General features: G+C 39.3%; 15 protein-coding genes. 13 read left to right on the plus strand and 2 right to left on the minus strand.

Annotated elements, in window-relative coordinates; translation table 11 throughout:
- Window positions 1–2: 2 nt before the first annotated feature.
- Window positions 3–590, minus strand: coding sequence for a lipoprotein insertase outer membrane protein LolB (gene lolB / locus AAEZ22_RS06425; RefSeq protein ID WP_182676836.1), 588 nt, complete (start codon window positions 588–590; stop codon window positions 3–5).
- An 83-nt stretch (window positions 591–673) separates the two neighbouring features.
- Here lolB and hemA point away from each other — a divergent pair, with 83 nt between their 5' ends.
- The 11 genes from hemA to rlmM all read left to right on the plus strand — a co-directional run bounded on the left by hemA (window position 674) and on the right by rlmM (window position 10,543).
- Window positions 674–1,930, plus strand: a complete 1,257-nt coding sequence (hemA, locus tag AAEZ22_RS06430; RefSeq protein WP_182676838.1) for a glutamyl-tRNA reductase — start codon at window positions 674–676, stop codon at window positions 1,928–1,930.
- A gap of 6 nt (window positions 1,931–1,936) precedes the next feature.
- Complete coding sequence (gene prfA, locus AAEZ22_RS06435) at window positions 1,937–3,022, plus strand: peptide chain release factor 1 (protein WP_011327744.1); 1,086 nt, start codon at window positions 1,937–1,939, stop codon at window positions 3,020–3,022.
- Between the two features lie 5 nt (window positions 3,023–3,027).
- Window positions 3,028–3,867, plus strand: coding sequence for a peptide chain release factor N(5)-glutamine methyltransferase (gene prmC / locus AAEZ22_RS06440; RefSeq protein WP_352296624.1), 840 nt, complete (start codon window positions 3,028–3,030; stop codon window positions 3,865–3,867).
- Window positions 3,868–3,950: 83 nt separating this feature from the next.
- On the plus strand, window positions 3,951–4,325 hold the full coding sequence (locus tag AAEZ22_RS06445; RefSeq protein WP_179808147.1) for a SirB2 family protein: 375 nt from the start codon (window positions 3,951–3,953) through the stop codon (window positions 4,323–4,325).
- 149 nt (window positions 4,326–4,474) lie between these two features.
- Window positions 4,475–5,305, plus strand: coding sequence for a tetratricopeptide repeat protein (locus AAEZ22_RS06450; protein WP_179808146.1), 831 nt, complete (start codon window positions 4,475–4,477; stop codon window positions 5,303–5,305).
- A gap of 14 nt (window positions 5,306–5,319) precedes the next feature.
- The gene (locus tag AAEZ22_RS06455; protein ID WP_011327748.1) at window positions 5,320–6,573 is read left to right on the plus strand and encodes a DUF819 family protein; all 1,254 of its coding nucleotides are present in this window, start codon (window positions 5,320–5,322) and stop codon (window positions 6,571–6,573) included.
- A gap of 9 nt (window positions 6,574–6,582) precedes the next feature.
- Window positions 6,583–7,437 (plus strand): 3-deoxy-8-phosphooctulonate synthase, encoded by an 855-nt coding sequence (gene kdsA, locus AAEZ22_RS06460; RefSeq protein ID WP_011327749.1) that lies wholly within the window; start codon window positions 6,583–6,585, stop codon window positions 7,435–7,437.
- A 108-nt stretch (window positions 7,438–7,545) separates the two neighbouring features.
- The gene (locus tag AAEZ22_RS06465) at window positions 7,546–8,442 is read left to right on the plus strand and encodes a transcriptional regulator GcvA (RefSeq protein ID WP_011327750.1); all 897 of its coding nucleotides are present in this window, start codon (window positions 7,546–7,548) and stop codon (window positions 8,440–8,442) included.
- Between the two features lies 1 nt (window position 8,443).
- The gene (locus AAEZ22_RS06470; protein ID WP_182676845.1) at window positions 8,444–9,079 is read left to right on the plus strand and encodes an alpha/beta family hydrolase; all 636 of its coding nucleotides are present in this window, start codon (window positions 8,444–8,446) and stop codon (window positions 9,077–9,079) included.
- Window positions 9,080–9,448 carry a DUF423 domain-containing protein gene (locus AAEZ22_RS06475; RefSeq protein WP_041454382.1) on the plus strand — a complete coding sequence of 123 codons (369 nt, stop codon included), beginning with the start codon at window positions 9,080–9,082 and terminating at the stop codon, window positions 9,446–9,448.
- 9 nt (window positions 9,449–9,457) lie between these two features.
- The gene (rlmM, locus tag AAEZ22_RS06480) at window positions 9,458–10,543 is read left to right on the plus strand and encodes a 23S rRNA (cytidine(2498)-2'-O)-methyltransferase RlmM (RefSeq protein ID WP_352296629.1); all 1,086 of its coding nucleotides are present in this window, start codon (window positions 9,458–9,460) and stop codon (window positions 10,541–10,543) included.
- Window positions 10,544–10,615: 72 nt separating this feature from the next.
- Here the strand turns inward: rlmM and cysZ are convergent, their stop codons facing one another.
- Complete coding sequence (cysZ, locus tag AAEZ22_RS06485; RefSeq protein ID WP_182676878.1) at window positions 10,616–11,329, minus strand: sulfate transporter CysZ; 714 nt, start codon at window positions 11,327–11,329, stop codon at window positions 10,616–10,618.
- 352 nt (window positions 11,330–11,681) lie between these two features.
- On the opposite strand from cysZ, the gene AAEZ22_RS06490 reads away from it, so the two are divergent.
- A complete protein-coding gene (locus AAEZ22_RS06490; protein WP_011327756.1) occupies window positions 11,682–12,035 on the plus strand; it encodes a YkgJ family cysteine cluster protein in 354 nt (117 codons plus the stop codon).
- Between the two features lie 569 nt (window positions 12,036–12,604).
- Window positions 12,605–14,170 (plus strand): BCCT family transporter, encoded by a 1,566-nt coding sequence (locus AAEZ22_RS06495; RefSeq protein ID WP_182676847.1) that lies wholly within the window; start codon window positions 12,605–12,607, stop codon window positions 14,168–14,170.
- Window positions 14,171–15,233: the final 1,063 nt, after the last annotated feature.

The following is a 15,233-nucleotide window of genomic DNA, read 5'->3' on the forward strand; positions in this document are numbered from 1 at the left end:
GGTTAATTAAACTGCCAATCGTAGAGTTGAATTTTAATTTTAATTTTTTGATGGGTTAAGGTTAGTCTGCTGGGAAGCCAGTAGCCGCTTTTTTGCACAAAGCTAGCGTACTCAATTTGCCATTTTTTACCTGTACTATCAAACCATAATACGCTTTTAGCGCGGCCTAATTGATCAACCTTTAAAGTTTGGTCATCAATGGTGCCTTTTAACCAACTGTCGGCGTTATTTACCGGTAAAGCAAAACCGGTTAAACGTTTTAGTAATGCCGTTGCATTGGTGTCAAAATACTGCTCGCCATCATAGTTTAGTTCTGCCGTATTTGCAGTTTGTTTGAGTGACAATATACGTGTACCAATAAAAGTGGTGAGCACTAAATTATTGTTATTTTGGCTCTGTTGCCAGTTTAAGTTTGCAGATTGGCGCTCATCGGGGCTAATAAAAGCAAGTTTACCTTCTACTTGCCAAATACTTTGCTCGGCAAGATGTGTTTTCCAGTTTTCGTAAGTGGTTGTTTCTAAATTTCTTTTATGAGCGCAGCCGGCTAAAAACAAGAAAAACATAGCTAAAATAAAATATTGTCGAATCAAATGTTGCTCCTTACTTTCCATATTCCTGAGATTTTTGATAAAATTGCGGCCTTTAAAGTAGGGCTCATCAATATTTGGCAAATATGACCATAATCGCACTTGGTATTAATCACAAAACCGCTCCCGTAGAATTACGTGAAAAAGTGGCTTTTTCCCCTGAGCAAATTTCAGAGGCGCTACAGCAATTAAGTGGCCACGCCCATTTTAATGAGGCAGTGATTGTTTCCACCTGTAATCGAACTGAAGTGTATTGTAGCCTTGCACAGCAAAATTCCCAAACACTGTTGCAGTGGTTATCTAGTTTCCATGGTTTGGATGAACATGAACTGAGTAAAAACATTTACTGCCATGAAGGTAGTGATGCTATAAATCACTTAATGCGCGTAGCCTGTGGCCTAGATTCACTCGTACTGGGCGAGCCGCAAATTTTGGGGCAAATAAAGCAAGCGTATAACAGTGCTAAAACTCATAATGCTGTGGGCGTGACGTTTGATAGATTATTTCAAAAAACGTTTTCAGTTGCTAAGCAAGTACGTACTGAAACCAACATTGGTGCCAGTGCAGTGTCGGTTGCTTATGCGGCGGTTAATTTAGCTAAACATATTTATGGCAAGCTCGATAAAACCAATGTACTTCTCATTGGTGCCGGTGAAACAATTGAGCTAGTAGCCAAACATTTGTACCAAAATGAGCCGCAAAACATTACGGTTGCGAACAGAACCCTTGAGCGTGCACGTAGTTTAGCGGATCAAGTATCGGGTGATGTAATTGCACTTGCTCAGCTACCTGAGCGTTTACATAAAGCCGATATTGTTATTAGTTCTACCGCCAGCACACTGCCTATTATTGGTAAGGGTGTGGTGGAGCAAGCACTTAAACAGCGTCGTTATAAGCCTATGTTGTTTATTGATATTGCGGTTCCTCGCGATATTGAAAGCCAAGTGGGTGAACTTGACGATGCTTATTTATATTCTGTTGATGACTTACAAACCATTGTTAGCGAGAATATGAGTGCCCGAGAAGAAGCCGCTGAGCAGGCTGAAGTTATTATTACCGAGTGCACTAAAGAGTTTTTAATGTGGATACGCTCACTCGATTCGGTGGATTTAATTCGCCACTATCGAAACGATGTACAAACAATAAAGTCCGAACTTGTAGAGCGAGCAGTGAGTCAGCTCAATACAGGTAAAGATGCCGAAAAAGTTATTTTAGAGCTGGCCAATAAGTTAACCAATCGCTTAATGCACGCGCCTACCCGTGCTATTCAAGATGCAGCGAAAAAAGGTGAAGTGGCTCAGTTAAACCAATTGAAAAAAATGTTAGGTATTGATCAGGAATAGCAGTTAATGAAAGAATCCGTTTATCATAAGTTAGAAATCTTAGTTGAGCGTTATGAAGAAGTACAAGCGCTACTAAGCGACCCATCGGTCATTCGTGATCAAAACCGCTTTCGTGCACTTTCAAAAGAATACTCAGATTTAGAAGAGGTAGTAAAAACGTTTTTAAGCTACCAACAAGCGCAACAAGATGTAATAAGCGCAGAAGAAATGCTGAAAGATTCAGACCCAGATATACGTGAAATGGCGCAAGAAGAATACAAAGAAGCTAAAGCACAAATACTGACCATAGAAGATGAAATTCAAGTATTAATGCTGCCAAAAGATCCTAAAGACAATAATAACGTGTATTTAGAAGTGCGAGCGGGCACTGGTGGCGACGAAGCGGCTATATTTGCCGGCGACTTATTTAGAATGTACAGCCGTTATGCCGAAACTAAAAAATGGAAAGTAGATGTGGTGACCACCAACGAAGGTGAGCACGGCGGCTATAAAGAAATAATTGCTAATATTAGTGGTGAAGGCGTTTTTGGTCAGCTGAAATTTGAATCTGGCGTGCATCGTGTACAACGTGTACCAGAAACCGAATCGCAAGGTCGAGTTCATACCTCGGCGTGTACGGTTGCGGTAATGGCTGAAGTACCAGAAGCTGAAGCAATTGAAATTAATTCGGCCGATCTTAAAGTTGATACGTTTCGTGCATCAGGCGCGGGTGGTCAGCACGTAAATAAAACCGATTCTGCTATTCGTATTACTCATATACCTACCGGTGTGGTTGTAGAGTGTCAGGATCAGCGCTCGCAACATAAAAACCGTGCTAAAGCTATGTCGGTACTTGCAGCGCGTTTGCAACAAGCTGAAGACGAAAAGCGTGATGCAGCAGAAGCCTCTGAGCGTCGTAACTTAGTCGGCAGTGGCGATCGCTCTGAGCGTATTCGTACTTATAACTATCCGCAAGGTCGTATTACCGATCACCGTATTAACTTAACCCTATATCGCTTAAACGAAGTGGTAGCCGGTGATTTAAGCTGTATTGTAGAGCCATTAATGCAAGAGCATCAGGCAGACTTACTAGCGGCCATGGGCGACGAGTAATAATAGTGACCCAAACCCTCGAACAAGCAATTGCTGCAGGCGCTAATTTATTAGCACCTAGCAGCGAAAGCGCTAAATTAGACGCGCAAGTTTTACTACTGCATATACTGCAAAAACCTCACAGTTACCTTTTTACTTGGCCAGAAAACACGCTTAGTACAGAGCAACAGCTGCAATTTGATACATTTTGCCAAAGGCGTTTAAATGGCGAGCCAGTTGCACATATTACAGGGCAACGTGAGTTTTGGAGTTTATCGCTAGAGGTTAATGCCACCACTTTAATACCGCGTCCAGATACCGAAACCTTAGTAGAGCAAGCGCTTGAAATGGCGGTGCCAAGTAATGCAAAGGTACTCGATTTAGGCACAGGCACTGGCGCAATCGCGTTAGCACTGGGTAGCGAAATGCCCACTTGGCAAATTACCGCAGTAGATAGAGTAAGCGATGCTGTTGCACTTGCTACACGTAACCAGCAGCGATTAGCCATTAATAATGTGCAAGTAAAGCAAAGTAATTGGTTTAGCGCGCTTGATGGTGAAAAGTTTGATTTAATTGTATCTAACCCGCCGTATATAGAAACAACCGATATACATCTTAAGCAAGGTGATGTGCGCTTTGAACCGCTCTCAGCACTTGTTGCCGATGATGATGGACTGGCTGATATAAAACAAATAATTACCCAATCACGTGACTATCTTCACGCTAAAGGTTATCTTTTGATCGAACATGGTTTTGAGCAAAGTGGTGCGGTTAGCCAGTTTTTTGCACAAATGGGATTTATAAATATTAAAACAGTGAAAGACTTAGGCAATAACGATCGCGTTACACTTGCACAGTGCTCTTAAACTAAATTACAGCAGTGTAATATTTGCGCTGCTTATTCGTTTTTAAAAATAAAAACATTTAACTAAACAGAAGTATTAAAACTATGGATTATTTAGCAGTTAAACATTCACACATGGCGATTGCGATGTTGAGTGTAATTTTATTTTATGTACGCTCATTTTCACGTATGGGTAGTGGTAAGTTGGCAAAAAATAAACTGGTGTTTATTGGCAGCCACGGCATAGACACTTTGTTACTTGTGTCAGCATTAATGCTAATGGGGATCGCTAAAATTAATCCGTTTGAGCAATATTGGTTACTAGAAAAAATAGTGCTAGTGATTATTTATATTGCCGTTGGTATTGTTAGCTCAAAACAAACAAAAACAGCACCCAAAGTAGCTTATACCATTTTTAACACTTTGGTTATTTTAGCTATCGGTTATTTAGCAACCGCTAAATCGGCACTGCTTTTATAAGTAATAAAGAGTCCAATTGAGCTTTGTATAATTGTGTACAAAGCTCAACTATTTCTAAACATAAGTTCACATTCAAGCCCCTCTACATTGGTATCTAGCTTAAAAAGTAGGTAAACTACGCCTTCGTTTTCTAAAATGTTGTAGTATGAATGACCACCCTCGGGTTTGATGAACACGATGACTCTTATTTTGATGAAGCTTATGATGATTTTTTGCCACCGGCGATTTATCGTTGTATTCAAGCTGAATCTAAATGGGACCCTCAGATTGACTTAACGCCTAGCTATGAAATTTTAACTTCCTTTGAACAGGAAATAGATGCTTTGTGCCTGCAAACATCTGACGAACATGTGCGTTTAGATAAGCTACTAGATCGTTTTTATAGTGAATGGCTATTTAGTGCTTCTAGCTTAAAAGTGCCAGAGTACAAGTTAAATTGCATAAGCTATACATTAACTATGCGCAGTGGTTCACCAACAACACTTGCTATTTTACTCAGCCATTTTTTACAACATGCTAAACTAGACGCTTGCGTAAGTATTACCCAAGGTGAAATTGGTATACATGTAGCTATGAGTGATGAAGAAGGCTATACCATTGAGCCAAGCAGTGGCCAACAAAGTTGGTATATCATTCCTGAAAACGTTGACGAAGATAACGCCCAAGAGCAAGAGCCACTTGAGCTTATTTTTGACGACGAAGTATATAAATTATTTTTAGCCCAGCAAAAGTGGTCGTTTATTAGCGAAAATAAATTTGGTCATGCGTTAAACTGTGTCGAAATGCTGATGGATATAATTGGTGATGACCCTTATGAGCGACGCGACAGAGGGTATTTACTCAATCAGTTAGGTTGCCCTAAAATGGCACGTGACGATTTACAGTTTTTTGTAGATGAATGTCCAGACGATCCTGCAATAGAGATTATTCAACACCAAATAGAAGAACTAGAAGACAATAATAATAAAACTCACCATTAAAAATAGGAATAACTATGGTTGAAGCCCAAACTGCATTAATTACTAACGATGCTGTGGTACTTGGTTTACTGGCTATTATTTTAGGGTTTGTGTTTAAAACCTCTAACAGCCAGCACCCAGGTTTTAAAGCATTTTATAAATATGTACCCGCTTTACTGTTATGTTACTTTTTGCCCTCATTACTTAATACCTTTGGTATTGTTGATGGCAATAAATCAAACGTATATTACGTAGCGTCACGCTATTTACTACCAGCGTGTTTAATACTGCTGACTATAAGTATTGATTTAAAAGCCATTATAAACTTAGGCCCCAAAGCACTTATTATGTTTTTAACCGGTACTACAGGTATTGTTATTGGTGGCCCTTTAGCTATTTTAATTATGAGCGCAGTGTACCCAGAAGCAATTGGCGGACATGGCCCCGATGCCGTATGGCGCGGTATGACCACGGTAGCGGGTAGCTGGATTGGTGGCGGTGCTAACCAAGCATCAATGAAAGAAATGTTTGAAGTTGGCGGCGATATATTTTCGGCCATGGTGACGGTAGATGTCATTGTTGCTAACTTATGGATGGCCGTTTTATTATTAATGGCAGCGAATCATAAAGCCATTGATGCAAGAACAGGTGCTGATACCAGCGCCATTGAAGATCTTAAAAACCGGGTTGAAAAATATCATGCTGAGCATGCGCGCATGCCAACGCTTAACGATTATATGATGATTATTGCCATTGCCTTTGGTATTACCGGCTTGGCACATTTTTGTGCTGACTTTTTAGGCCCTTACTTTGGTGCTAATTTCCCATGGGCACAAGAGTACAGCTTAAACAGTAAGTTTTTTTGGTTAATCGTGATCTCAACCACTATTGGTATTAGTTTATCGTTTACTAAAGTACGCCATATAGAATCGTTTGGCGCGTCGAAAGTTGCTTCTACATTTTTGTATATTTTGGTTGCATCAATCGGCTTACACATGAATATAACGGCGATTTTTGAAACACCAATGTATTTTGTAATTGGCATTATATGGATGCTTACCCATGCAAGCTTAATGTTAATTGTAGCTAAACTAATTAAAGCACCGTTATTTTATATGGCGGTAGGCTCACAAGCCAACGTAGGCGGCGCGGCATCTGCACCCGTTGTTGCTGCTGCGTTTCACCCGTCGCTTGCTCCTGTAGGTGTATTATTAGCGGTACTTGGCTATGGCGTAGGTACTTATATGGCTTATATTTGTGGATTAATGATGCAAGCAGTTGCACCATAAGGAATAAAAATGAACAATCAAATTATTAAAATTAATGACATAGAACTTGCAAACAACAAACCGTTTGTATTGTTTGGCGGTATTAATGTATTAGAGTCTCGTGATTTAGCCATGCGTGTTGCAGAGCATTACGTAGAAGTAACCACTAAATTAAATATCCCTTATGTATTTAAAGCGTCGTTTGATAAAGCTAATCGCTCATCAATCAACTCTTACCGCGGCCCTGGTTTAGACGAGGGTTTAAAAATATTTGAAGAAATTAAAAAAACATTTAATATTCCATTAATTACCGACGTACACGAACCACATCAAGCAGCACCTGTTGCTGAAGTAGTTGATGTTATTCAGTTACCGGCATTTTTAGCACGCCAAACAGATTTGGTTGTTGCTATGGCAAAAACCGGCGCAATTATAAATGTAAAAAAACCGCAGTTTTTAGCCCCACACGAAATGCGCCATATTATTACTAAATTTAACGAAGCAGGTAATAACAACGTGGCACTGTGTGAGCGTGGTTCAAGCTTTGGATATAATAACTTAGTGGTTGATATGCTAGGCATGGACGACATGAAAGTTATGGCACCTGTTATTTTTGATGCTACCCATGCACTACAACGCCCAGGTGGCCGTGCAGATTCGGCTGATGGTCGTCGCGCTCAAGCAGCAGAGCTTGCCCGCAGTGGTATGGCACTTGGTATTGCGGGCTTATTTATAGAAGCACACCCAAATCCAAATGAAGCAAAATGCGATGGCCCATGTGCACTAGCATTGAGTAAATTAGAAGGCTACTTAACGCAAATGAAAGCTGTAGATGATTTAATTAAAAGCTTCGCACCGCTTGATACCAGTGCCAGCGATTTATAATTTATAACCTATATTAGGTAATATTTAAAAAGCGACTAAGGTCGCTTTTTTTACACCTTAAATATATAATTCCATGCATAAGAAAAACTAATTCAAAGCGTGGTTATCATGTCAAGACGGGTCCCTCCATTAAACGCGCTTAAAGCCTTTGAAGCAGCAGCACGTCATTTAAGTTTTACCAAAGCTGCAGAAGAGCTATATGTAACGCAAGCCGCTGTAAGTCATCAAATAAAAACATTAGAAGAACATTTAGGCTTAAAGCTATTTATACGCAGAAACCGCTCGTTATTATTAACCGAAGAAGGGCAGGGTTACTTTCTCGATATAAAAGAAATATTTACCCAACTAATAGACGCCACTGAAAAATTACTAGCACGGGGTGCAAAAGGCTCTTTAACGGTAAGCTTAACGCCAAGCTTTGCGATTCAGTGGTTAGTACCCAGATTAAGTTTATTTAATGAGTTACACCCAGAAATAGACGTGCGAATAAAAGCGCAAGATCTAGACGAAAACTCTTTAACCGACGATGTCGACGTTGCTATTTATTATGGCCGTGGGCATTGGAGTGGGGTGCAAACTTTTAAGTTACATACCGAGTATTTAGTGCCGCTATGTAGCCCGCTATTATTAAATGGCATTAAGCCACTTAATCAACCCAGTGATTTAGCGCACCATACCTTATTGCACGACACCACACGTAAAAATTGGAAAACATGGATGAAAACCGCCGGTGTGCGTAATGTGCAAGTTAACCAAGGGCCTATTTTTAGTCACTCATCTATGGTGTTACAAGCCGCAGTGCATGGCCAAGGTGTGGCTATAGGCAATAGTGTACTCGCTAAGCCCGATATTGACGCCGGACGATTAGTGATCCCGTTTAATCATAGTTTAGAGAGTAAAAACGCTTATTATTTAGTGCTGCGCGAGTCGCAAACAGAAATGGGTAAAATAGTGTCATTTAAAGAATGGATGCTGAGCTTAGTAGAGCAAGAACAAGAGTATTAATATGATTAAATGGTTTAAAAGTACGCAGCAGCCAGCTATAGCACAGTTTATTTTTGCCCATGGTGCAGGAGCAGGTAGCGACCATGAGTTTATGCAAAATATAGCACAACTCATTAGTGAGCAAGGGATTGATGTTGGCTTATTTGATTTTGAATATATGCAAATAGCGAAACAAACCAATAAACGCCGCCCACCCGATCGCGCACCTAAATTGCTTAGCTACTATGAGCAAATACTTAGCCATGCACAGCCAGGGTTGCCGTTATTTATTGGTGGTAAATCTATGGGGGGGCGAATGGCGTCAATGCTTGCCTGTACTAGCGAGCATGCTATTTTAGGTGTATTAGCGTTTGGTTATCCGTTTCATCCGCCAGGTAAGCCAGAAAAACTACGCACCGATCACTTTGCTGATATAGGCTGCCCATTTTTAGTATTACAAGGTGAGCGCGATACGTTTGGTACTCGTGAGGAGCTAGCTACTATGTTAATGCCCAAGCAACCAGAATATTGCTGGCTACCCGATGGCGACCACTCACTAAAACCGCGTAAAAAAAGTGGCGTTAGTGAGGCGCAAAATCGAGCAACTGCAGTGCAAAGTGCTGTGCGCTTTATAAATAAGTATTCGAGAGAGCAATAAATGATTAAATTATTTTTAATGACCGGGAGCTTTTTTTGTATGCTGTCGGTAATGTTAGGGGCATTTGCCGCCCACGGTTTAAAAAGCCGACTGTCGGAGTACTCATTAGGTGTGTTTAAAACCGCGGCCGAGTACCAAATGGTGCATGGATTGGCGCTAATAGCTGTGGCGGTGTTAATTAAGTGGGGTATAAACCTCAATTGGGCTGGCGGTTTTTTTATTGCGGGCACACTGCTTTTTAGTGGCAGTTTATACTTACTTGCCATAACAGGCATGAAGTGGCTAGGCCCAATAACCCCATTGGGTGGTTTATGCTTTATTATTGGTTGGATTGTTATTTTAGTGCAAGTTGCACGATTTAAGTTTTAAAGGGTTAATATGTCTAGTGTTGTGATTTACTGTCGTAGTGGGTTTGAAAACGATGCCGCTGCTGAAATAACGTTCCACGCTGCCGAGCAAGGTTTTGCCGGTTATGTTAAAGCAAAGCCAAATACCGGTTATGTTATTTATGAGTGTTTTGACGCGCAGCATGGCGACGAAATAATTAAAAAAGTCGATTTTAAAAACATGGTGTTTGCTCGTCAATGGTTTGTCGGTACGCTGATCGAAAACATGCCAGTAGAAGATCGTGTAGGGGCCGTTGTAGAGGCTGCTAAAGATTTTACCTTGTGCTCTGAGCTTCGTGTAGAAACCCCCGATACCAATGAGGGCAAAGAGCTTTTAACCTTTTGTAAAAAAATATCAACACCCCTTAAAAAAGCCCTCGAAAAACGTAATATTGTACTGCGCGAGCCAAAAGCAAACCGCCCAGTAATGCATGTACTGTTTTTAACTAACAACACCGCTTATGTGGGTTACTCGTATAGCTTTAATAACTCGCCATTTTTTATGGGTATTTTGCGTTTACGTATGCCAAGCGATGCACCAAGCCGCTCTACTTTAAAATTAGATGAAGCATTTAATGTGTTTATTCCAGAACAACAACGTGAGTCGCGCGTTGCAGCCGGCATGCGCAGTGTTGACTTAGGGGCGTGCCCAGGTGGCTGGACTTATCAGTTAGTACGCCGTGGTATGTTTGTAAGCGCGATAGATAATGGCCCAATGAACGACGATTTAATGCAAACAGGGCAGGTAAAACATTTTAGAGCCGATGGTTTTAAATATCGCCCAGAAAAACGCAACATTACTTGGTTAGTATGCGACATGGTAGAAAAGCCAACTAAAGTAACCAGCCTAATGATTGACTGGGCAGTAAATGCATATGCTAAAGAGCTTATTTTTAACTTAAAGCTGCCAATGAAAAAACGCTTTGATAGTGTTTACGAGTGTTTAAGCATGATCAGAGCTGAACTAGAAAAATACGGTATAAGCTATGAGTTACAAGCTAAGCATTTATATCATGATCGCGAGGAAGTGACCGTGCATTTAAATGTGACCAAAGTGCCACAAAGCTTGTATAGCTAATGATGAATTAGTAAATAACCAGAGTTAAGGTTAAATAAAAAATGGGTCAAGTGACCCATTTTTTATTTCATATTATTGAGTTCGGTATTGGCTGCGAAAGTTATCAACCCATAACTTGGTGCCACCACAAACAGCAACAGGCATTACAATTAAATTTACCAACGGAATGGCTGTTAGCAACATTACTGCAAAACCAAACCCGTACGATAAACCTTGCTTGCTTTGTAAATCGGTTTTCATTTGCTTAAAGCTGATTTTATGATTATCGAACGCGTAATCTTGGTATTGCACGGCAAACATCCAACACGAAAAAAGCACCCACAGTATTTGCCCTATAACCGGCAACACCCATAACAATATAAAAAAGCCAATGGCGCGGGGAAGGTAATAGCAAAGTTTTGTCCACTCTCGGCCAAGCATGCGTGGCACATCTTTTAATAATTCAGCCAAGCCATCATCATTAATTTTTTGACCTGTTAAGTGCAACTCAACTTTTTCACTGAGTAAACCATTAAAAGGTGCGGCAATAAAGTTTGTGATTACAGTAAATAACATACTGTAGCTAAACAGCACTATTAACAGGGCAATGGGCCACATTAACCACTCAAGCCAGCTTAACCACTCGGGTAGCATATTATTTATGTAGCTAAAACTGTCGCTTAACCAGCCAAATAAAAAAAACAACGAGCTACCAAAAAGTAAAATATTAATTAACAACGGAATAAACACAAAACGCTTTAATCCCTTTTGAGTAATTAATTTAAAACCCGAAAAAAAATACTCCATACCTTGTATGATCTGCACAACTACCTCAAAAAATATTTTTCATTTACACTAGTATAAATAGCTGAGTAATTTTAAACAGTATTTTTAGGTAACAAAGTGTTTAAGTAAAATAATAACAACAGCCAGCTTACTACTTTATTCATCCGGCTTAATAAATAATATTTAGTTTATAAGCTGTGTATATTAGCGCTATGGCGTAACTAAATGCTAACTTAGCTTGATTTTTGGGCAGTGCAAAGCGTACTATAGCTGATCTAGCCACTCTAGGCTTAGGCATCGCTTTGATGCGTTGTGGAGAAATTAGTAAAGTTGCCGCGTCAGTGCGTTGCAAAAATAAAGGGTATAAATAGTGATGTACAAAAATCAGGAAGTAATTTTACGATTACGCGCTAATATTCCAGCGTTTGAATGCGTAAAAGGATGCCACGACTGTTGCGGGCCAGTAACAACGTCTTCAGAGGAAATGTCGCGCTTACCGGTAAAAACAGATGCCGAGCATGAAGCGGCGTTAAACGAGTTCAATTGTGTACATCTTGGTCCCAATGGCTGCACTGTATATGACGAGCGTCCATTAATTTGTCGCTTATTTGGTACTACGCCAAGAATGCCTTGCCCGAATGATCGTCGACCAGATGAGCCTGTTGACCCTAAAATTGAGCGTGAAGTACATCACTTTATAGCAAACACGCGTCAAGTATTAGTGTAAGTATCGGTATTTATTAAAGTAATAGAGCGCTTATTAAGCGCTTTTTTTATGTATGTTATACGCGTTGCTAATAATTTAAAAACCATCAATAAGTTTATTCAAAACACTCTCTTAGTTATTTTACAAAAATACTATCAATACATATTAAATTTATTACGAGATTAATTATGCATTTGACTATTAATATACTTAGCCTTATGCAGCTTGTTTTACAGCTACACTTTTGCATCTCTTTATTTATATTGCCATTTCTGTTTGCCCAGTTCCTTCAAAATTGTTGTTTTATATTTGTTTATTATTAAAAATAGCTGTAAGCAAGGCTTTGCTATTGTGTAAATTCACTATTAATAATTAGAGTACCGTTGGATTAGGTTGCTGAAAAGGGTAAAATATTCACAAATTGGCAGTTAAGATATTTGTTATGGCATTTTCTAAACTCGAAATAAAGCAAGATCAATAGGTAATTTAACCTTTTGATTAGCGTCGCTTCATTGTGTAATTTCGTATTTAGGGTGGGTGTTGTGGTATGTCGCTATGTCGGTAACTAAAAATCCATCAGGAGACGATAAATGAGTACCACTGGAGTAACAAAACAACATGAGGATGAGCATTCATCTACAATAAAGTATTTGGCAGGGGTTGATATACCGGTATTTTTAATCAGTGGTGGCATTCTTGTGCTATTTGCTGTGCTAGCACTTTATGATATTGATTTGATGTCGGGTTGGATCAATACCGCCTTTGCTTTTTCTACTAAAACGTTTGGTGCCTTTTGGCAAATATTATTGCTTTCGACCTTTATAATTGGGTTGTTTTTAGCCTTTGGACGTACCGGGAAAGTGGTATTAGGTGGCTTAAAAAAGCCAGAAATTACTACCTTTAAGTGGATCAGCATTATTATGTGTACACTCCTTGCTGGTGGCGGGGTGTTTTGGGCTGCTGCTGAGCCAATGGCACATTTTATTTCGCCGCCGCCAATTTTTGGTGGTGAATCAGGCACTAAAGAGGCTGCATTTAATGCTTTAGCGCAAAGCTTTATGCATTGGGGTTTTTTAGCCTGGGCTATTTTAGGCAGCCTGACTGGCATAGTGTATATGCATTTACATTACGAAAAAGGTTTACCGCTTAAGCCGCGTACTTTGTTGTATCCGGTATTTGGCGATCGCGTAATGAAAGGCGCATTTGGTGCTATTGTCGATTCGTGTTGTGTTATAGCTGTAGTGGCAGGCACGGTAGGCCCTATTGGCTTTTTAGGCTTGCAAGTAAGTTTTGGTTTAGAAAAACTATTTGGTATTCCAGATACTTACACCACTCAAGTGGCCATTTTATTTAGTTTAATTGCAATTTATACTCTATCTGCCGTAAGTGGTGTTACTAAAGGAATTCAATTACTCAGTCGCTTTAATGTAATTTTAGCCGTGGCGTTAATGCTGTTTATTTTGCTGATGGGGCCTACTGCCTTTATTTTTGATAGCTATATTCATTCGTTTGGGCTTTATATTAATAACTTTATTCCTATGGCCACCTTTCGTGCCGATTCCGCTTGGTTAGATTGGTGGACAGTATTCTTTTGGGGCTGGTTTTTAGGTTACGGACCTTTAATGGCTATGTTTGTTGCACGAATTTCGCGCGGCCGTACTATTCGTGAAATGATCACGCTTATCTCAATAATTGCTCCTGTTATTACTTGTTTTTGGTTTACGATAGTGGGTGGTTCAGGAATATTTTTTGAGTTAGCAAACCCGGGTGTTATTTCAGAACCCTTTGCGGGCTTAAATTTACCCGCTGCGCTGTTGGCCATTACTGAGCAGCTGCCTATAGGCTTTGTTATATCGGTGTTGTTTTTAATTTTAACCACAATATTTGTAGCAACCACGGGTGACTCTATGACCTACTCGGTATCTATGGTAATGACAGGTAACGATCATCCGCAAACACCCATTAGAGTGTTTTGGGGCATTATGATGGGAGTTATGGCAGCAATATTAATTTCGATAGGTTCAGGTGGTATTTCTGCATTGCAGTCGTTTATTGTAGTAACCGCCGTACCAGTATCTTTTGTGTTGTTACCATCACTTTGGACGGCTCCACAAATTGCGAAAAAAATGGCTACTGAGCAAGGTTTATATAAATAATACAGCTTATGTTAGAGCATAAAAAAGGGCGCCAATGTTATTGGCGCCCTTTTTTGTTATTACTTAGATTTTCTCTTTCTTGGTTTTGCAACTTCAACAGTATTTGATTCTTTCAGTTTACGTTTTTCTTTTAACGATAAAGCGGGTTTTTTCTTATCATTTTTAGACATATTCACCACCTAAACAATAAATAATAGATTAATTTAAAATGCTTTTTTCACAAACTAAAACCCTAACAACAATCAAGGTAAGTTACCTCCAGACTTTGTCGAAAATAAACGTTAGTTACTTATAAATTATTCGCATTAAAAGTGGAGCGGGGTTAGTTTCCTTCTACCGATAAGCCGGCTGATCCACGTTCGGCTTCATCGTAAATAACCACCGCAGCTCACTTTATTTGCCTAATTAAAGGCATAGCTAATAACATTAAAAGTTAGCGTTACTTAAAGTAACTTAAGCCTTTCTCTTTTTCCTTGGCTTTGCTACTTCTGTTGTATTCGATTCTTGTTTTAACTTACGTTTTTCTTTTAACGATAACTGTGGTTTTTTCATATCATTTTTAGACATATCATCACCTATTAATAAATAACAAATTAATTACTTCTGCTTTTAGTAAACTAAAAATTAAAGAAACAATATCAATCGGCTATTCACCTCCTTTAATAAGATTAAATAATTACTGATCTTCGTTTATATTGCTTAAAACTAAACGAAGAAACTTTATGCTTTTACTGTATTTAATAACCAAATTTGCCACACGCTAAACAATAGCGCATAAATAATATTGATAATAAAAACACAGTAATATTTAAATCTCACTTTAATCTAGGCGATAGAAAGCTTGCCGAGAATGGCCTAGATTAAAAGTTAAATTAAAAATTAATAGTAAATTCTGTGAAACAGATGGACGCAGAGAAGCGTCCGCTTAAGCGGGGAATTTTAGGGCGAAGCTCCCCAAACAAATAATATAATTAAATAAAAAAATATATGTTTTCATAGCTCCAATATAGCAGCTTAAATAATAACTTCAAGCTCTCTTAGATGCTTTAATTAAAGATTAAAT

Source organism: Pseudoalteromonas sp. 20-MNA-CIBAN-0454 (assembly GCF_040308685.1).
GTDB classification, from domain to species: Bacteria; Pseudomonadota; Gammaproteobacteria; order Enterobacterales; family Alteromonadaceae; genus Pseudoalteromonas; species Pseudoalteromonas nigrifaciens.